Origin of the sequence: Nocardiopsis sp. NPDC006198 (genome assembly GCF_040613895.1) — a bacterium.
GTDB lineage: Bacteria > Actinomycetota > Actinomycetes > Streptosporangiales > Streptosporangiaceae > Nocardiopsis > Nocardiopsis tropica.
Genome location: NZ_JBEXSY010000004.1, coordinates 45,868 through 64,547, shown reverse-complemented (window position 1 = coordinate 64,547; position 18,680 = coordinate 45,868). Strand labels below are relative to the sequence as shown.

13 protein-coding genes and 1 pseudogene are annotated in these 18,680 nt (G+C 74.5%); 7 read left to right on the top strand and 7 right to left on the bottom strand.

Annotated features, from left to right (window positions below):
- Positions 1-90 precede the first annotated feature (90 nt).
- Together ABZ234_RS04515 and ABZ234_RS04510 are read right to left on the bottom strand one after the other, a co-directional pair.
- Positions 91-2,448: a xyloglucanase gene (locus ABZ234_RS04515; RefSeq protein ID WP_355011037.1), complete on the bottom strand. Its 2,358-nt coding sequence runs from the start codon at positions 2,446-2,448 to the stop codon at positions 91-93.
- Positions 2,449-2,719: 271 nt separating this feature from the next.
- Entirely contained in the window at positions 2,720-5,314 is a 2,595-nt protein-coding gene (locus ABZ234_RS04510) for a glycoside hydrolase N-terminal domain-containing protein (protein ID WP_355011036.1), read from the bottom strand.
- Positions 5,315-5,415: 101 nt separating this feature from the next.
- Here ABZ234_RS04510 and ABZ234_RS04505 point away from each other — a divergent pair, with 101 nt between their 5' ends.
- Positions 5,416-7,665 (top strand): beta-galactosidase, encoded by a 2,250-nt coding sequence (locus ABZ234_RS04505; RefSeq protein ID WP_355011035.1) that lies wholly within the window; start codon positions 5,416-5,418, stop codon positions 7,663-7,665.
- Between the two features lie 204 nt (positions 7,666-7,869).
- Positions 7,870-9,027 carry a xylose isomerase gene (gene xylA, locus ABZ234_RS04500; RefSeq protein WP_267947724.1) on the top strand — a complete coding sequence of 386 codons (1,158 nt, stop codon included), beginning with the start codon at positions 7,870-7,872 and terminating at the stop codon, positions 9,025-9,027.
- Positions 9,028-9,296: 269 nt separating this feature from the next.
- Here the strand turns inward: xylA and ABZ234_RS04495 are convergent, their stop codons facing one another.
- Positions 9,297-9,557, bottom strand: coding sequence for a DUF397 domain-containing protein (locus ABZ234_RS04495; protein ID WP_344176671.1), 261 nt, complete (start codon positions 9,555-9,557; stop codon positions 9,297-9,299).
- Positions 9,554-10,354 carry a helix-turn-helix transcriptional regulator gene (locus ABZ234_RS04490; protein WP_267947723.1) on the bottom strand — a complete coding sequence of 267 codons (801 nt, stop codon included), beginning with the start codon at positions 10,352-10,354 and terminating at the stop codon, positions 9,554-9,556. Before ABZ234_RS04490 ends, ABZ234_RS04495 begins: the two co-directional genes overlap by 4 nt.
- A gap of 351 nt (positions 10,355-10,705) precedes the next feature.
- On the opposite strand from ABZ234_RS04490, the gene ABZ234_RS04485 reads away from it, so the two are divergent.
- Both ABZ234_RS04485 and ABZ234_RS04480 read left to right on the top strand, forming a co-directional pair.
- A complete protein-coding gene (locus tag ABZ234_RS04485) occupies positions 10,706-11,188 on the top strand; it encodes an ATP-binding protein (protein ID WP_355011034.1) in 483 nt (160 codons plus the stop codon).
- 151 nt (positions 11,189-11,339) lie between these two features.
- A pseudogene (locus ABZ234_RS04480) lies at positions 11,340-11,501 on the top strand (BldC family transcriptional regulator); the annotation flags it as partial.
- 549 nt (positions 11,502-12,050) lie between these two features.
- Here ABZ234_RS04480 and ABZ234_RS04475 read toward each other — a convergent pair.
- Positions 12,051-13,034, bottom strand: a complete 984-nt coding sequence (locus ABZ234_RS04475; RefSeq protein ID WP_355011033.1) for a LacI family DNA-binding transcriptional regulator — start codon at positions 13,032-13,034, stop codon at positions 12,051-12,053.
- A 307-nt stretch (positions 13,035-13,341) separates the two neighbouring features.
- On the opposite strand from ABZ234_RS04475, the gene ABZ234_RS04470 reads away from it, so the two are divergent.
- Both ABZ234_RS04470 and ABZ234_RS04465 read left to right on the top strand, forming a co-directional pair.
- Positions 13,342-13,722: a hypothetical protein gene (locus ABZ234_RS04470; protein ID WP_355011032.1), complete on the top strand. Its 381-nt coding sequence runs from the start codon at positions 13,342-13,344 to the stop codon at positions 13,720-13,722.
- A 10-nt stretch (positions 13,723-13,732) separates the two neighbouring features.
- A complete protein-coding gene (locus ABZ234_RS04465; RefSeq protein WP_355011031.1) occupies positions 13,733-14,389 on the top strand; it encodes a hypothetical protein in 657 nt (218 codons plus the stop codon).
- Positions 14,390-14,595: 206 nt separating this feature from the next.
- Here ABZ234_RS04465 and ABZ234_RS04460 read toward each other — a convergent pair whose 3' ends face one another.
- Positions 14,596-15,075: a DUF6194 family protein gene (locus ABZ234_RS04460; RefSeq protein WP_355011030.1), complete on the bottom strand. Its 480-nt coding sequence runs from the start codon at positions 15,073-15,075 to the stop codon at positions 14,596-14,598.
- Between the two features lie 96 nt (positions 15,076-15,171).
- On the opposite strand from ABZ234_RS04460, the gene ABZ234_RS04455 reads away from it, so the two are divergent.
- Positions 15,172-15,891: a MerR family transcriptional regulator gene (locus ABZ234_RS04455; protein ID WP_355011029.1), complete on the top strand. Its 720-nt coding sequence runs from the start codon at positions 15,172-15,174 to the stop codon at positions 15,889-15,891.
- Between the two features lie 73 nt (positions 15,892-15,964).
- Here the strand turns inward: ABZ234_RS04455 and ABZ234_RS04450 are convergent, their stop codons facing one another.
- Entirely contained in the window at positions 15,965-18,415 is a 2,451-nt protein-coding gene (locus ABZ234_RS04450) for a PEP/pyruvate-binding domain-containing protein (protein WP_355011028.1), read from the bottom strand.
- Between the last annotated feature and the right edge of the window lie 265 nt (positions 18,416-18,680).

The window sequence follows — 18,680 nt, the reverse complement described above, 5'->3', positions numbered from 1 at the left end:
ACCAATGTACTGCATGTACATCCGTTGCCGTCGTGGTGTGGCGGAGGCGCGGGGGCCGGGGAGAGATCCCCGGCCCCCGCGCCCCCCGCGCTAGGCCGGGTCGCCGTAGACGATGCCCCGGCCGTTGGTGCCGATGTAGACCCGGCCGTAGACGTTCGGGTCACCGGTCACCACGGCCCCCGTCCAGCCCCACTGGTGCCGGTCGTCGTTGATCCGGACCCAGGTCGCGCCCGCGTCGTCGGAGCGGAAGATCCCCCGCACGCCGTCGATCCGCGAGCTGGTGTAGACCGCCGGGTAGTCGGACCCCGGCGCGGGGGCGCCGAAGCCGACCGCGTCGCCCTCGTCCACCGCCTCGACACGCTCGAAGGACGTGCCCGCGTCGGTGGTGCGCCACATCCCGTAGTCGTCGCCGGCCCCTCCGGCGACCCACACGTCCCCGGTGTGGCCGGGCACCGCGCCGAAGCGGATGTTGCCCTCGGCGGGCAGACCGTCGAAGCGCGCCGTGAAGGCGGCCCCGCCGTCCGTGCTGGTGTAGAAGGTCCCCCCGGCGACCGCGTAGAACACGTCCGGGTCCACCCTGTCCGCCTCGACCCGTGCCCCGGCCGGGACCCCGGTGGAGGCCGTCCACGACGAACCGCTGGTGGTGGACACGTGCACCCCTGTCCCGTCCGGGCTCCAGACGATCGATGAGCCGTCGGCCCCGACCGCGACCGTGCCGCCGCCGGTCACCCCGGCGGGCTCCTGTCCCGCCCACCAGCTGTCGCCGCCGTCGGTGGACAGGCCGATGGCGGCGTCGTCCGCTCCGCCGCCGACCCTCGCGATGGTCGCGGGGGCGAGTTCGGCGAAGTCGAGAGCGGTCCCCGCGCCCCAGTGGGGCTCGTGGAACATCCGGTCCGGGACGGTGTCCAGGTCCTCGTGGGTGAAGCCGCCGAGGTCGAGCATCGCCGAGTGGAGGGGCGCCCCCTCGGGCGGGCTGATCAGGTCGTTGACGGCGGTCTCCTCGATGCCGTGGGCCTTCACCTCGATGTCGAAGACGGTGTCGTCGTCCCAGTTGGTGAGGTTGTCGCTGCCGTAGACGGTGGCGCCGGTGCCGTACATGAACCGGTCGGAGTCGAACGGGTCGATGGCCATGGCCTGGGTCATCCAGCCGAGCTTGGGCTGGGTCTCCGGGGGCGTCCCGGCGCCTCCCCAGTCGAGCCAGGGCGCGGTGGAGATGTCCATGTCGTAGCGGGTCTCGCGCTCGGGGTAGGAGCTGTACTCCCATGCCTGGGTCCAGGTCTGGCCCCGGTCGGTGCTGCGGTAGATCTGGATGTCCGGCCACCAGGAGATCTGGGTGGCGACCATCAGCGTGTCCGGGTCCTGCCGGTCGACGGTGAGTCCGCCGTAGCCGAAGTAGTTGTCCGCGGAGTCGGAGGGCACGGGGCTGATGCGCGTCCACCCGCCGCCGGCGGTGTCGAGCCGCCACACGTCGCCGGAGTCGCCGTCGTAGGGGCCGGGCGTGCTGGTGGTGGCGAGGTAGAGCTGCCCGCCCTCGTGGTCCACGACCGCGTGCGCGGGCAGGAACCCGGTGGGCGCCCCGGGGACGGGTTCCCAGCTCTGTCCGCCGTCCCGGCTCCGGTAGAGGGGGTCGTCGAGGTCCCCGACGCCCGCGTAGACGTCCTGGGTGGGCTCGCCGGGCGTGCCGCTGGACGGGTCGAAGACGACCCACGTGACCCCGGTGACGTCGCTCGCCATCCCGGTGCCGTCGGAGGGGTCCTGGACGTAGTCGCCGGGGTTGGGGAACTCCTCCACCTCGGCCCAGGTCACACCGAAGTCGGTGCTGCGCCACAGCCCGTGGCCGCCCCGGGCCCCGAAGTACACGATGCTGTTGTCGTTGGGGTCCACGGCGAGGCGTTCGCCCAGGCCGCGACCGGGCATGTTGCCGCCGAGCTTGAACGGCAGCTCGGTGGCCTCCCAGGTCTCGCCCCGGTCGTCGGAGCGCAGGATGGCCCCGTTGTTCGGGTCCCAGTCGTTGGTGTAGGTGCCCGCGGCCGCGTAGACGCGGTCGGGGTCGACGGGGTCGGTGGCGATGCTCACCACGCCCGTCCAGCCCCAGTCGTCCCAGCCCACCCAGTCGAGCAGGGGGTCCCAGCGCTCGGTGGCGGTGTCCCAGCGGTAGGCGCCGCCGATGTCGGTGCGGGCGTAGGCCAGGCCGGGTTCGGTCTCGCTGAAGACGATGCCGGGGACGAACCCCCCGCCGGCGATCTGCGCGTTGTCCCACGTGTACGCGTCCTGTGCGGGGGACGGCCCGGAGGGGGCGGCGTCGGCGGTGGTCACGGCGGCCGCGGCGGCCGTCGCGGCGAACACCGTCGCGGCGGCGGCGGCCAGGAACCGCCGCGAGCGGGTGGAGAGTTCGGGGGGTTCGGACGGTTCGGGGGGTCCGGCGGGTCCGGACGGGTGCGGAGGCATGTGCGGGCTCCTCGGTGGGGGGAAACGTCCGCCGCCGGGAAATCCGGGGCCCGGGGGCAGGCGCGAATTCACCATGAGTCTGATGAGGCGACCAAGTAGCGGCAAGGGGTGTTGTGGCACTAATTTCGAAGCGCTTCGACTACGACACGGAACCGCCTCCCCGCGCCCGGTCCCGCCGGTCCTGGGGACACGTGGACGGAGTGCCCGCGGGCCCCGCCCGCCGTCCCGGCGCGCCGGAACGGCGGGCGCCTCCGGCGCCGGCCCCTCCCCCTCAGGGGCGCGGCCCGGAGCGGCCCGGGGAGGCGCCCGCGGGGCCGTGGCCGACCCCCGTCCGGAAGACGACCCCGACGGCCCGTTCCGGTCCGACCCGGACCGTGCGCCGGGTCCCGTCGGGGAAGCCGACCACGGCGGTGCGCGGCTCCACCGAGCGCAGCTCGGCGCGGGCGGCGCCGCCCTCCCAGTCGAGGCTGTCGACGATGATCCCGCCGCGCGCCCGCAGGCCCTCGACCCGCCCGCCGGGCCAGTCCGGGGGCAGGGCGGGAAGGAGGTCCAGGCGGCCCTCGCAGGAGCGGACGAGCATCGCGGCGACGACCGCCGGGAACCCGCCGCCGATGTCCACGTTGAACAGCGCTCCCCTGTTGTGGGTGGGGACCAGGGTGGGCCGCCAGTAGCGGGTGGCGAGCAGGCCGAGGGTTTCGTGCGCCTCCCCGGCCAGCCCCAGGTTGGCCGCCGCCAGCCCCAGCTGGACGAGGCCGAACGCCATCTCGTCGGCCTCCTGGCCGCGCCACCATCCGAGGCGGGCGCGGACCGCGCGGACCGCCGCCGCCCGCAGGCGGGGCGAGGCGAGAGCCGGGTCGGTCTCGTACCAGAGCGGGTAGAGGTGGGAGGCGTGGCGGTGGGCGTGGTTCTCGGTCTGCTCGACCGCCCCGGGGGCCGCGGGTCCGGCCCACTCGGCGAGTTCACCGCCGCGGGCGACCCGGTAGCCGGGCAGGCGGGCCCCGAGCTCCAGCCAGCGGCGGGCGCCGCGGTTCCTGCGGCCTCCGGGCGCGGACCCGTCGAGGACGCGGTGGGCGCGTACGAGGTTGCGGACCAGGTCGCGGGCGGCGGCGACGTCCATGGTGGCGTTGACGGCGGCCTGGCCGTCACCGTCGCCGGGGGTGTTCTCCGGGGAGTAGGAGGGGACGAGGCCGTCGGCGGTGACGAAGTCCTCGTAGAACTCCCCGGCCGCGGTGAGGAAGGGCAGGGCCCGGTCCCGCAGGAAGGCGCGGTCGCGGGTGTGGGAGTAGTGGTCCCAGTAGAGGCGGGACATCCACGCGGCCCCCGCCGTCCAGCAGGTGAGGCACCACTCGGGGCCGAAGTGGTTGTGCCGCCCGGAGGTGGAGGCGTGCGCGGGGAGCACCGCCCCCCGGCAGCCGTGGAGGCGGCGGGCGTTCTCGGCGAGGTCGTCGGCCATGCCGTCGAGGAGGTCGAACACGCCGGTCATCAGCTCGGGCGTGCCGGTGGCGTGGAGGGCGGCGACGGCGGAGGGGAGGTTGCCGTCGAAGGTGTACCCCGAACGCCACGGCGGGTCGTAGGTGCCGCTCCACACCCCCTGGAGGGTGGGCGGGAGGTCGCCGCAGCTGGAGATGACGGCGTACCGTCCGGCGTCGACCAGGCGGGCGATCAGGTCGGGGGTGGGGCCCGCCTCCAGGAGGTCCTCGCCGAGGGGCGCTCCGACGGGGGCGCCGTCGCGGTTCCCGGCGCGCCCGGGGGCGGGGCGTCCTCCGGAGCCGCCGAGGCGGAGCCGGAACCGGTCCATCAGCTCACCGTGCACGTCCCGGTTGCGGGCGAGGATCCCCTCGAAGTCCACGGCGGGGGGAGCGCCGGGGGCACCGGAGGCCGGAGTGCCGCGGGGGACGCCGGGCCCGGCGGTCCCCGGGGCGGCCGGCACGGGCGGGACGCCGACGGTCCCCTGGTCGGACGGGGGCCCCGGGCGGGACGGGGGCCCCGGCGCCGGTGGCGGCCCGGGGGCGGGCACGTGCACGCGGGCGAGCAGCCTGACGCGGGTGGCGCCCCGGAGTTCCAGGCCGTCCTCCACGACGCGGACGCTCCCGCCCTCGGCGACGACGTCGCAGGTCACCGTGTACCCCGGCAGGGTTCCGGGCGGGCGTTCGGGGAAGCCGACGCGCAACGCCATCAGCCCGGGGGCCGTCTCGGACTCCACCGCCAGACGGACCGGCGGGCTCTCCTCCAGGAGGGTGAGACGCAACAGCCCGTCCAATCCGCCCCCGCCGGTCCCGCCCTCGGGAACGGCCGCGGCGGGCACGTACCCGGGGTCCGCCGCACCGCCCCCGGCGCGGTCGCCCGCCCCCGGGCCGTCACCGGGTCCCGCGCCCGTGAGCGCCCCGGCGGAGGTGATCTCCACGGCCACCGCGTGGTCGGGGCGGGAGGCGAGGACCCGGTGCACGACACCGCCCGGCAGGTCCTCGGTGACCAGGCCCGTGTCCAGGTCGCACCGGCGCTCCACCGGGCCCGACCGCGGCCTGAACGGGACGAACGACAGCACGGCCGCCCCCACCAGCGGGTCGATCCACCGGGTCTGCGCGTACCCGGGGTCCTCCTCGGCCGCCGTCCGGACGATGAGCGCGGCGGCCTCCCGTGAGCGCCCGCGGAGCAGGAGCCGCCGGACCTCGGGCAGGACCCGGGATGTGCGCGGGGCGGGCAGGGACTCCGTGACGGGCAGGAACAGCCGTTCGTGGCTGAGGGTGACGCGGGTGCGGCCGGCCGTGGAGTGCACGAGCGCGCCCAGGAGCCCGCTGCCGGTGACCAGCGCGTCCTCCCAGTCCGCGACCGGGTGGCGGGTGCGGACCTGACGTGTCGCGAACATGCGGGCTCCTCGCGTGGGGGTGTCGCCGGGGGACGCGGTATCGCCATACTTTGTTGGCCCACGCGCCGAACCGGCCCGCGCCCACCCTAGGAGGAGCCCCCATGCCCACCCCGCCGTCGCCTCCCCCGGACCGCCCCGACCCGGCGGGAGGCCCGCACGGGGCCCCGCCGCCGGCACCGCCCTCCACCCCGCCCGCGACGCCTCCCGCCCCGGCGGCCGCGGTCCCTCCCTCCTCCCGGCCCGCGGCCGCGCCGCCCACGACCCCGCCCGTCACACCCCCCGTGGCGCCCCCGGCCCGGCCCGCGGCCTCTCCCGGCGCGCCCTCCGCCCCGGTCTTCCGTGCCGCCCCGTCGTCCCCGCTGTGGTTCGGCGGCGACTACAACCCGGAGCAGTGGCCCGAGAAGGTCCGGGAGGAGGACGTCGACCTGATGCTCCGCGCCGGGGTCAACCTGGTGACGGTGGGCGTCTTCTCCTGGGGCCTCCTCGAACCCCGCGAGGGCGAGTACCGGTTCGAGTGGCTGGACCGGACCATGGACAGGCTCGGCGAGGCCGGGATCGGCGTCGCGCTGGCCACGCCGACCGCGTCCCCCCCGCCGTGGTTCACCCTCGCGTACCCCGACGCGATGCCGGTGACCGCCGACGGCACCCGGCTCACGCACGGCAGCCGCGACACCTACGACGTGTGCGCCCCGGCCTACAGGGAGGCTTCGGCGCGGATCGCGCGCGCCCTGGCGGAGAGGTACGCGGGCCATCCTGCGCTGCGGATGTGGCACGTCCACAACGAGTACGGGTCGTGGTCGCACTCGGACCACACCGCGCGGGCGTTCCGCGACTGGCTGCGCAGGCACCACCACGACCTGGGGAGGCTCAACGAGGCGTGGACGACGGCGTTCTGGAGCCAGCACTACTCGGAGTGGGAGCAGATCCTGCCGCCGCGCGCCACGCAGTACCTGCCGAACCCGGCGCACGTGCTGGACTTCCGGCGGTTCCTGTCCGACGAGATGCTCGACCACTTCCTCGACCAGCGCGACGTGCTGCGCGAGGTGCGCCCGGACGTGCCGGTGACCACGAACCTGGCGTTCGGGGACTGGGTGCCGGTGGACCCGTGGCGCTGGGCGGAGCACCTGGACCTGGTGGCGGTGGACGACTACCCCAGCCTGACGGGGCAGGGCGGCGCGGAGCAGACCGCGTTCGCGGCCGACCTGGCGCGCTCGTGGGCGGCCCGGGTCCCGGGAGGGGGCAGGCCGTGGCTGCTGATGGAGCAGGCGGCGGGTGTGACCTACACGGGCGAGCTGACCCGCCCGAAGAGCCCCGGCGAAACGGTGCGGCACAGCCTGGCGCACGTGGCGCGGGGGTCGCGGGGGGCGATGTTCTTCCAGTGGCGGGCCTCCCGGGGCGGCGCGGAGCAGTGGCACTCGGGGATGGTGCCGCACGCCGGCCCGGACTCGCGGATCTTCCGCGAGGTGTGCGAGCTGGGGAGCCTGTTGCCCCGTGTGGCGGAGGCGAGCGAGGCGGAGGTGGTCGCGGACGCCGCCGTCACCTGGGACCCGGAGTCCTGGTGGGCGCTGGGAAGCCCGTCGCTGCCCTCCCGGAGCGTGGACTACCTGGAGTCGGTGCGCCAGGTCCACCGGGTGCTGTGGCGGTCGGGCCGCACGGTGGACTTCGTGCGCCCCGACCGGGAGCTGCCCCGGGTCCCACTGCTGGTGGTACCCGCCCTGTACCTGCTGTCGGACGCGGCCGCGGAGCGGTTGGCGCGCTACACCGAGGGTGGCGGGACCCTCGTGGTGACCTACCTGAGCGGGCTCGCCGACCCCTCCGGGACGGTGCGGACCGGCGGGTACCCGGGGGCGCTGCGGGACCTGCTGGGGGTGCGGGTGGAGGAGATGTACCCGATGTTCGCCGGGGAGACGGTCGGCATGGACCTGGGGATGGTCCGCGAGGAGGTGACGACGTGGAGCGAGCACGTCCACCTGGCCGGGGCGGAGGCCGTGGCCAGGTACGCGGGCGGGCCGCTGGACGGGTTCCCGGCCGTGACGCGGCGGCGCTACGGGGCCGGTGAGGCCTGGTACGTGTCGGCCCGGCTCTCGGACCGCGGGTTGGGCCGGGTGGTCTCCGAGGCGGCGGGCACGGGCCCGTTCCCCGAGGACGGGTTGGACGTGGTGCGCCGGGTCGGCCCGGACGGGGCGTGGGTGTTCGTGACCAACCACGACGACCGGTCCCGGCGCATCGACCCGGCCCGGCTGGGGCTGGGGCCGGACGCCGTGGACCTGCTGTCGGGTGCGTCGGCGAAGGGGTTGAACCTGCCGGGGGGCGGGGTCGCCGTCCTGCGCGGGCATCCGGTCACCGGCTGAGCGGCGCCCGGTGCGGGGGCGGGACCGCTCCCCGGCGCCGCCCCGCACCGGCCCACGGCGGGAACGGGTCCGGAACCCGGCCGGGCGGGGCGGGTCCCCGTCCCCGGACCGCACAGGGCCCCGACACCGGACCGCCGCACCGTTGACATTTAGTTGTCTGTCTAGACAAACTGATCGGAGGCCCCTACCCCCAGGAGACACGTCATGAGCGACTACCGGCCCGTGCCCGCGGACAGGTTCACCTTCGGCCTGTGGACGGTGGGCTGGCGCGGCGTCAACACGTTCGGCGACGCGGTGCGGCCCCCCCTCGACGGCGCCGACGCGGTACGCGCGCTCGCCGGCCTCGGCGCCCACGGGATCACGTTCCACGACGACGACCTCGTCCCGCCCGGGAGCTCGGACTCCGACCGCGAGGCGATCCTCAAGCGGTTCCGGGCCGCACTGGAGGAGACCGGGCTCGCGGTGCCGATGGTGACCACGAACCTGTTCACGCACCCGGTCTTCCGGGACGGCGGGTTCACCTCCAACAGCCGGGACGTGCGCCGGTACGCGATCCGCAAGGTGATCCGCAACATCGACCTGGCGGTGTCCCTCGGCGCCGAGACCTACGTGTGCTGGGGCGGCATGGACGGCGCGGAGTCGGAGGCGGGCAAGAACGACCACGCGGCCCTGGACCGGCTGCGCGAGGCGTTCGACATCCTGTGCGGGTACGTCATCGACCAGGGCTACGACCTGCGGTTCGCGATCGAGCCCAAGCCGAACGAGCCGCGCGGCGACGTGCTGCTGCCGACGGTCGGGCACGCGCTGGCGTTCATCAACGAGTTGGCGCACCCGGAGATGGTGGGCGTGAACCCGGAGGTCGGACACGAGCAGATGGCCGGGCTGAACTTCACGCACGGCGTGGCCCAGGCGCTGTGGGCCGGGAAGCTGTTCCACATCGACCTCAACGGGCAGCGCGGGGTGAAGTACGACCAGGACCTGAGGTTCGGCGCGGGGGACGTGAAGGAGGCGTTCTTCCTCGTGGACCTGCTGGAGAGCGCCGGGTACGAGGGCCCCCGGCACTTCGACTTCAAGCCGCCCCGGACCGAGGACATGAGCGGGGTGTGGGAGTCCGCCTCGGCGTGCATGCGCAACTACCTGATCCTCAAGGAGAAGGCCGCGGCGTTCCGCGCGGACCCGGAGGTCGTGGCCGCACTGGAGGCCTCGCGCGTGCCGGAGCTGTCGGTGCCGACGCTGGGCCGGGAGGAGAGCCTGGCCGACGTCCTGGCGGAGGAGATCGACCTGGCGGAGGTCGGGGAGCGCGGTTACCACTTCGAGCGCCTGGACCAGCTCGCCCTGGAGCACCTCCTCGGCGTCCGCTGACGCGGCCCCGGGCCGGGCACCGCGGAGCGCGGAGGGCTCCTGCCGCGGACGGGCCGACGGGTGTTCGCGGTGGAACCGGGCCGACCGGGGCGGCCGTCCGGCAGAGGGGCGGCGTGACCTCGGGCGAGTACGGGAAGCGACCGCGCCCTGACGCTCCGGGAGGGGACTTTGGTCACCGGCACAGGCGGTGACCTGCGGGTAGCCTGGTCGAGCAGAACACGACCGCCCCCTGCCAACAGCCCTGGCAGGGGGCGGAACTGTGTGCGGGACTACTGACCGCTGAGTGCGAGACGCAGTGCGTCCCATTCGCGGACCGGCACCGACAGGTGGCCGGACCCGCGGTTCTGCGTGTCGCGCAGGAGCACGCGCGAGGCGGCGGAAACGGTCCGGGCCTCCACGCAGTGGCCGCCGTTGCCGTTGCCGTAGCTGGACTTCTTCCAGGTCTCGCCCATCGCGTGAACGCGTGCCTCCACGCAGTTCCCGCCGTCGCCGTTGCTGTAACTGGACTTCTGCCAGCTCTGGCCCATCATGCGCTATCGCCTCGAATCTGTTCCATCAGAGACCGTGATGCGGGAACCGGCAGGGCGGCGCTCCTCAGCTCCGCGAAGGTCCGGTCGTAGCTGGCCACGATCTCCGGTTCCTTGAGGGACATGCCCGCTTTGTGGCCTTCGACGTAGGCGAAAGTGCCACGGTCAGGGGCAGAACTAAGCATAAACGCGCCCCCCAGACCGGCGTGGCCCTCTGTGCACATCGGGACGACCTGGAGGGTGATCCGGGGCCGGTGCGACGCCTTGATCAGATGGGTGATCTGGGCCGGCATCACGCCGGGGTCCGAGAAGCGGCGGAGCAGCAGCGTCTCGTCCAACAGCACCGTCACCCTGGGGGGATGGGGTCTCTTGAGGATCTCCTGCCGTTTCAGCCGCGCCGCGACGATCTGCTCGATGGCGTCCGGGGAGGCGTGCGGCGAGCCGATCTGGATGACGGCCCGGGCGTACTCCGCCACCTGGAACAGGCCGGGCACCAGCCCCAGCGCGTACTCCCGGATCTCCACCGCGACCTGCTCCGCCTCGGCGACATCGCGGAAGTAGGTGTTCATCCCGGACGGCGAGAAGGCCGTGTCCCAGGAATTGACGAGAACGTCGTGTGCGATAAGCGCCCTGTCGATGCGTACCACTTGCTCACGCCGTGTCCCTTTGATACCACGTTCCAACTCGCTGACCGTACTCTGGGCGATCACGGCAGCCCGAGCCAGTTCGTGTTGCGTCATACCTGCTTGCAGGCGGTATTTGCGCACCAGTAGACCGAACCGCTCGCGTGCGGAATCCACTTCTCCACACCTCATCGCTCATATCGCTGGATTATCGTTTGTCATCGCACGGCATACGAAAGGCAACGTCTTTCCTAATGAATGTAGACCAGGAAATGCCACAAGTGGAAGAGTCGTCGCCGGGAGGGGCCCGGACCGGCCACGATGCGGCGGCACGGGGTGCTCCCGGCCACCCGTCCACCGGTCGGGAGGTGCGCATCCGAGCCGGAAGGACCGGACACGCGGGGCCGCTTCGTCCACCGAGGAACAGGGTGGGGCGGCCCCCCGGCACGAGTTGGCCCGGAGGCCGGGGACGCAGACGGCCGCCGGGACCAGGGCCCACCTGATGACAGAGACCACGAGGTGAGACGTATGCAGCCTGCCGCCGCACCCCCGGCGCCTCCAGGCCCGGACCCCGAACCCGTTCCGTACCCGCACCGCCTCCGCTTCGAGGAGCGCCACCGGAGCGGCATCGTCCTCGGCCCCGAACCCGACTACCGGACCCTGGACTCCTGGGTGCGCGGAACCGTCCTCGGCCCCGCCTCGGACAGGGTCGCACGCGTCACGGCCGCCCTCGTCTCGAACGCCCACCGCCACTCCCTCAGCGGCGAACCGGGCGGAAGCGTGCGCATCGTGATCGACCAGAACCCGTTCCTGCTCACCGTGCGCGTGACGGACGACGGCCCCAGGCCCGGCGCGGAAGTGCCGTATCCGCGCCTGGGAGAGCCCGGCCGGGCCCCGCTCCCCGGCCTGCGCCTGGTCGACGAGCTGACCGTGTACTGGGACTGGGAGTGGGAGTGGCGGGGCACCACGATGGGCCCGCTCACGATCCGCGCCGTGGTCGAGACCCCCTGAGCCGGGTGCGGCGGTCGAGCCCCCACGGCCCCGCCGCCGCATCCCCGCGCACCGACACACCGACGCACCCGCAGACGCGGGAACCGCACCCGCACCGCCCACCGACCGAGGAGACCGCTCCGTGCCCGCCCCTTCGTCCCTGCCCGACCTCATGGACACCGCCGAGGACCTCCTCACGCCCGGCGAGGTCGCCCGCCTGTTCCGCGTGGACCCCAAGACCGTCGCCCGCTGGGAGAAGGACGGCCGCCTGTCCTCGGTCAAGACCCTGGGCGGACACCGCCGCTACCCCAGGTCGCAGATCACCCACGTCCTGCACGCGGGGACGGGCAGCGGCGAGGTCGTCCGCGCCCTGGAGCAGGTCCACGCCCTCGCACTGGAGGTCGGGGCGGTGGGCGACGCCGGACACATCGCGGCCCTCATCGAAACCCTGCGCACCGGCCACCGCTGACCGCGCCGGGCGGGAACACGTACCACCGGGCCCCGCTGCCGCATCGCCCGGGCCGTGGCCGGGGCCCACAGCCGGAAAAGGTCCCCATCCCCCACACTGTTAACAAAAGTGGCCAATACCGACACCAAGCATTGCCGGGGCAGGGACGGGAGAACCATTCCTTCTTTTCCGAACTCCCTGAACTGCGAGAATCCGAAGGGGCATGATTTTTTTCGCCTCTTCCACGAAAAGCAGCCTCCCCCTCGCCTTTCTCCTCTATCCTGTGACCGAACAGGCATCCCCATCCGCACAATGCCCCCGACCGCGTTTGATCGGCGCCCGGCGCCGGGGATGGCGAGCCCGACCCCTTTCGCCCGAAAGGATTGTCGGCCCGCACCGTTCGGCGCCGTTCTGCCCCGGGCGGGAGCGCGGTGTTCAGGGCCGGGGCGCGGTGCTCTGCCTCGTGGTCAGCCTCGGCACCTGGAGGGTCACCCCCGGGTGCGCGGGCCCCTCGATCTTGTCCATGAGCAGGCCGACGGCACGGGCGCCGACCTCCTCGGCGGGGAGGTCCACCGAGGTCAGCGGCGGGACTCCGGGCGGCACCGGCCCGATGGCGACGACGGACAGCTCCGGGACGGTGCGCCCGTGCTCCGCGAACGCCTCGAGCAGCGGGCCCACCGAGGGTTCGTTGTGCACGATGAGGCCGGTGACCCCGGGGTGCTCCCCGACCAGCGTGCCGACGACCTCGCGGACGGTGTCGGGGGAGCAGGGGTGCGAGGTGGCGACGACCCCGCGCTCGGCCGCCGCCTCCTCGAACCCGGCGACGGTGCGCTCGGCGAACCCCGTGCGCCGCTCGTACACCGACGGGGGCTGGCCGACGAACGCCACCTCGGTGTGTCCCAGGTCCGCCAGATGGTGCACGCATGCCGCACCGGCGGCCGCGAAGTCCAGGTCCACGCAGGTCAGACCCTCGGTGTCCTCGGGGACCCCGATCAGGACGGACGGCAGGTCCAGGGAGCGCAGGACGGGCACACGCGCGTCGTCGGCCTCCACGTCCATGACGATCACGCCGTCCACCATCGCGCTGCCGGCGACCCGGCGCAGCCCGTCGGGCCCCTCCCCCTGGGTGAGGAGGAGGACGTCGTGGTCGAAGGCGCGGGCCGCGGTGACCACGGAGACCGCGAAGCGCATCGCGACGGGGACGTGGACGTCCTCGCGCAACGGGATGACCAGGGCGATCACGTTGCTCCGGCGGCTGGCGAGCGAACGGGCGCCGGCGTGGGGCTGGTAGCCGAGCGCGTCGATGCTCTCCCGCACCCGGCGCGTGGTGGCCTCGGAGATCGAACGCTTGCCGCTGAGGACGTAGGAGACCGTGCTGGGCGACACTCCGGCGTGCCGGGCCACATCGGAGATCCGCAAGTGCCGTCCCGTCCATCGTCGAACCGGTTCGAAGAGATGTTACGCACCGCGCCGAACCGGCGCAATGCCACGCCATCATGGCACGGAGCCGGTGTTTCCGGGGTGGACCGGGGCGAATCCGGCGTCCGGCGCGGAGGAGTCCGGCCGCGGAACGGCGGGCCGGGCGGGGCCGCGGGTCGGGAGCCGGACGCGCATGCGGTGCCGGGGTGGAGGCCGGTGCGGTCCCCTGTGGCCGGAATCAGCCAGAACCGGGTACGGAGCACACACCCGTCGTTAGGGTCGGGATGTCCTGCCCCTCGGAGGCCCCATGTCCAGCACCCCCCTGCTCACCGTCCTCTTCTCCGCGCTGACCGTCCTCCTGCTCGCGCTCCTCGGCCTCGTGGTCCTGGTCCTCGCCTTCGCGGCGCCGTCCGGCCGCAAGGGGCCGGTGGCCGCGAGCGGCTCGCTCATCACCGTCGGAGCGCTCCTGGGCGGGCTCGTCCGGGCCGGCGGCCACTACGTCTTCACCGACCTCGGGTACGGCGCCGTCCCCCCGCTCCTGTTCACCCTGGTCTCCCTCGTGCCCGGCCTCGTGTCCGCGGCGGGGCTGCTCCTCCTGGTGGTCGCGGCGACCAGGCGCGTCCCGGACCCGCACGGTCCCCCCGGAACGCCGCATCCCCCTGTCCCTCCGACACACCGGGCGTCCTGAGGAGGCCGACGTGTACATCCTGAGCATCCTCGTCACCGGCGTTGTCGTCGCGGGACCGGTCGCGGCGGTCGGGGTCGTCGCCCTCGTGCGCGCCCGCAGGGCGCCCCGCTCCCCCGGCACGGTGCGGACCGCCGGCGCCCTGTTCCTCGCCGCCGCCCTCCTCCAGGCCGTCGGCGCCCTCCTCCCCCCGGTACTCATCGCCTCGGGGCTGCCTCCCGACCGGTACCTCCTGCTCAACGGCATCGCGCCGATGGCCCTCGACGTCCTCGACGCCCTGCTGGTCTGCGGGGCCGTCGTCCTGCTGGTCGTCGCCCTGCTGCGGGCGGGGTCCGGTCCGGCGCGGGGACCCCGGTACCCGGGGGCGCCGAGCCCGGGGCCGGGACGGCGACCGCGTCCGGGTCCCCGGGGGCGGCCGAGCCCCGGCCACGCGGCTCCGGGCCGTGCGGCCTCCGCCGGGTACGGCCCGCAGCCGGTGTACGGCGCTCCGGACCCAGGCGTCCCGGGCCCCGACCGCGGTGTGCCGTACGGCGACCGCGGCACGGATACCGGCGGGAGCGGTGGCGACGGCGGCGGCTCCGGCGGTTCGGGCTGGGGCGGCGGTGACGGCGGCGGACACAGCGGCGGCGGTGGCGGAGGAGGCGGGGACGGAGGAGGAGGCGGCATGTGACCGCCCCCGAGCGGGTGCGGGCCGGGCTCGGAAGAAGTTCACCGAGGCGGAGGCCGAGTGACCGCCCCGAGCGGGTGCGGGGCCGGGGCAGCGGGTGACGTCCCCCGGCCGGGCTCCGCCCCGGCCGACCCCGGACACCCGCGCCGACGGACCGGCGTGCCCCCTCCTCCGGCCGCCGGGTCCGCTGCCGGGAGCGGGCGTGACCGCTACCGGGCCGGATCCTCTCCGGCACGCCGCTCGTAGCGCGAGCGGGCCAGGCTGTGGGCGGTGACCAGCAGGTCCCGCACGGCCGGCTCCGTTCGCGGACCCGGTTCGACCACGGACAGCCACCCCAGCGCCCCGTAGACGGGGTGGGGGATCAGGGCGTCGGTCTCGCTCGGGTCGGCCCCGTCCGCGGCCGCGTCACGCGGCTGGCGTCCCGTCCGCTCGACGAAGGCGTCCTTGCCGGCGGAGATGTTCAGGCGGAAGGCGCCGGGGCGGTCCAGGCGCGACGACGTGTCCTCCGGGTAGTCCTTCGTCACGATCGTCGCGAACGGCTGGGTCGTCCGCGGGACCTCGCCGTCGGGAGCGTAGTAGAAGAACGTGTCGCCCCAGCTGAGCTCGGGCGAACCGTCCCCGGGCCCGGGCCGGAGGGTCAGAACCCCGTCGAGGCCGCCGACGAATTCCATGATCTCTTCTGTGGTCATGCCTTCTAGTATTTACTTCATGTGCTTGTGGAGACTTGGCCTCAAGGAAGCCCAGGCAGTCCGGTGAGAAGTCGCAAGTCGGCTGTTCTGCGAACCGTGGACGTCGCACGCCGTGCCGGGTACTCGGTCCAACAGGTGCGCAACCTCGAACGGGACGGTGTGCTGCCGCCGGTGCCGCGCACCGGGTCCGGCTACCGGGTCTACGACGCGTCGCACGTGGGTTCCGCGCTCGCCTACCGGGCTCTCGCGCACGGCACGGGGCCCGTGGAGGCAAAAAGGATCATGCGGGCGGTGCACGCGGGCCCCGGCTCGGAACCGCTCGCACTGCTCGACGCGGCGCACGCGCGGCTCCACACCGAGCGCCGGGACCTCGCTCTGGCCAGGACGGCCGCCGGCCTGATCTCCGCCGAACCGATCGGTGACGTGCGCCCCTCGGACGCCATGGGCATCTCCGAGCTCGCCGCCGCACTCGGCGTGCGCCCCTCGACACTGCGGCACTGGGAGGCCGAAGGCCTCGTCGCGCCGCCCCGCTCCTCACCGCGCGGTCCGCGGCGGTACCTCCCCGACGACGTCCGTGACGCGCGGATCGTCCATCAGCTGCGCCTGTCCGGCTACCGTGTCGCCACGCTGCGGGCGATGATGCCCGAACTGCGGCGCGCCCGCCGGTGGGAGGAGGTGGCGACCGCGCTGGACGCCCGGGACGCGAGCATCGATGCCCGGTCGAGGTCCCTCCTCGACGGCGCCGCCGCCCTCGCCGCGCTCGTCGTCCGGGTGGGGGAGCGGCCTCCCGGGGCGGGCGGGGACCGGCGCGGGTGAAGCGGGCCCCGTGCGCCGCCGGCCACGGGGGTGGGGGTCCCCCGCCCCCTCCCCTCCCCCCGCCCCCCGTTCCTCAGTCCTCCAGCCGGATCGTGCCCGCGCCGCCGTCGATCGTGATGGTCCCTCCGTCACGGACCAGCTCGGTGACGCCGGGCACGCAGATCACGCAGGGGATGCCGTACTCCCGGGCCACGGTCGGTCCGTGCGCCACCGTCGAACCGGTCTCCACCACCACCCCGCCCGCGGTCATGAACAGCGGTGTCCATCCCGGGTCGGTGGTGGGCGCGACCAGGATCTCCCCCGGCCCCAGCGACGCCCCGACCGGGTCGTGGACCACCCGGGCCACACCCGTCGCGGTGCCGGCGGACGCGGCCACCCCGACCAGCACACCGTCTCCCGCGTCCCCCGTGGAGAGGGCGGGGAGGGTCGTCTCCACGTCCGTCCCGTCGGACAGCAGCACGGGGGGCACCCTGCGGCGCCGCCGCTCCCGCGTGTACACCGCCCGGCGCTCGGCGACGAGCTGTCGCCGGTCCGCCCCGTCCAGCGCCGCCCGGGCCTCCTCCAGGTCGAGGAACATGATGTCGTCGGGAGCGTCCAGCCTCCCCTCGGCCACCAGGGCCTCCCCGACCAGGAGGAGCTGGCGCCGCATCTCCCCGATCGCGAACAGCCACGCGAACTTGGGGTACTCGCGGAGTCCGGACAGTGCGCGCGCCCGGTCGAAGAAGAACGCGGCCAACCGGGCCCGCACCGGTCTGGACTCCATCGCGCGGCACACCAGCTCGTCCCGCATGCGTTCGGCCTCCGCCGCCGCGCGGGCGAAGCGCCGGTCCGGCGCCTGGTCGGGGTCGTCCACCCGCAGGTAGTTGGCGATCACCCCGAACAGCGGCGCGGGGTCCTCCGCCCAGCGGGGCACGCCGACGTCGATCTCGGCCGCGCCCCGGTGGCCGTAGCGTTCCAGGAAGCCGCCGAGCCCGAACTCGGGCAGCTCCCCGGCGCGGTACAGCTCGGCCAGCCGCCCGGGGGGCGTCTCCCCGAGCAGGGCTCGGTGGGGGCCGGCCTCCTCCGCGAGGCGCCACAGCGCCAGGTCCATCTCCGTGGTGATGTTGTGCGGCATGCCCCCGAGGACGGTGGCGACCTCCCCCGGGGCCGCCACGCCCCGGAGCAGGAGCTCGGGTGCCTTGGCGGAGAGGATGCCGGTGTACAAGGCCCCCAGCATGGGGGTCATACCGCCCGTCATCACCGGGACCTGGACCCCCTCCGCGAAGGCCAGGCGCTCACCTGGCGCGACGACGCCCCTGGAGGACTCGGCGATCTGCCGCCGGATCTCGGGCCCGGCCCGCAGGACCCGGCGCCTGGCGTCGTCGGGGAAGGCGAGGGCGGTCACCGCCCCCGCGACGAAGTCGCGTGTGAGCGGCGCGACCCCGGCGACGATCCGGGCCACGGCGCGCGGGTCGACGCGCCCGCCGCGCCGGGGAGCGAACCGGGGGTCGGCGAGGAGCGCGCGCACGGACGCGGCGGTCCGGGGGCCGTAGACGTTCATCAGCCCCGGCAGGAGACCCCGGATCACCCGGTTGCGCAGGAACGGCGTGAGGTCGAGGTAGAACCTCCCGCCCACCTCGGCGACCGACCGCTCCCACGCGCCGCCCCTCGACGCCCCCACCGCGCGGAACCACGCGAGGCCGGCCACCCGGAGCCCGGAGAACCCCATGGGGGTGAAGGGCCGCAGCATGCCCTGCATGTTGCCGGACTCGAGGTAGGCGCGCGGCCCGTCGGAGGGCGGGGGGAGGGGGAACAGGGTGGTGATCGGGCGGGACTGGAGGATCCAGGCGGTCCCGTCGTGGTCGACGGCCCACTCGACGTCCTGCGGAGCGCCGAAGTGGGCCTGGAGCCGTGTGCCCGCGGCCCGGAGCCCGTCCACCTCCCCGGGGGAGAGGCAGCCGTCCGGGGGCCCGTCGGTGCTCCCGTCGGGGCGGACGACGTAGTGGTCGGGCTCGGCCGTGCCGTCCACGACGGCCGTGCCGAGCCCCGGCACGGCGTCGAGGACCGTCTCCCCGCGGGTGCCGGTGACCGGGTTGGCGGTGAACAGCACCCCGGCCGCCCGGGGGCGCACCATGCGCTGGACGATGACGGCCATGCGCACGGAGGCGTCGTCGATGCCGAGGTCGCGCCGGTAGGCGACGGCGCGGTCCGTCCACAGGGAGTCCCGGCACCGCCTGACGGCGTCGAGCACGTCCTCGACGCCCTCGACGTCGAGGTAGGTGTCCTGCTGTCCGGCGAAGGAGGCTTCCGGCAGGTCCTCGGCGGTGGCGCTCGACCGGACGGCCACGGGTCCGCCGCCGAGTGCCGTGTACGCGGCGGCCACCTCGTCCTCGGGCACCGCCCCGGAGGCGTGCGCCGCGGCGGTCACGCAGAAGCCGGGTGGAACCCTCTCACCCGCCCTGATCACCTCGCCGAGCCCGGCGGCCTTGCCGCCGACCGGCCCGGCCGGGTCCGCGTCGATCCGATCCAGTGGAATCACCGGCACGGCCGTCACCTCCGTCTTCCCGTCCTCCTCCGTCCTTCCCCGCGGGAGGGGGGGTGCACCGGGTTTTCCACAGGACGGGTTCGGGTCGTCGCCCCCTCCCCCGCCGCCGGGCGGGCCGGGACGGGAGGGCCCCGCCCCCGGCTCCCCCGGGAGGGGGCGGCTCCGCCGCGCACGGCGAGGGGAGGGCGGCGGCCCGGAAGGCACGACACCGCGGAATCCGCGGGAGCCGCGGACGGACCGGGGCCGCCCGTACCGGAGGGGGTAC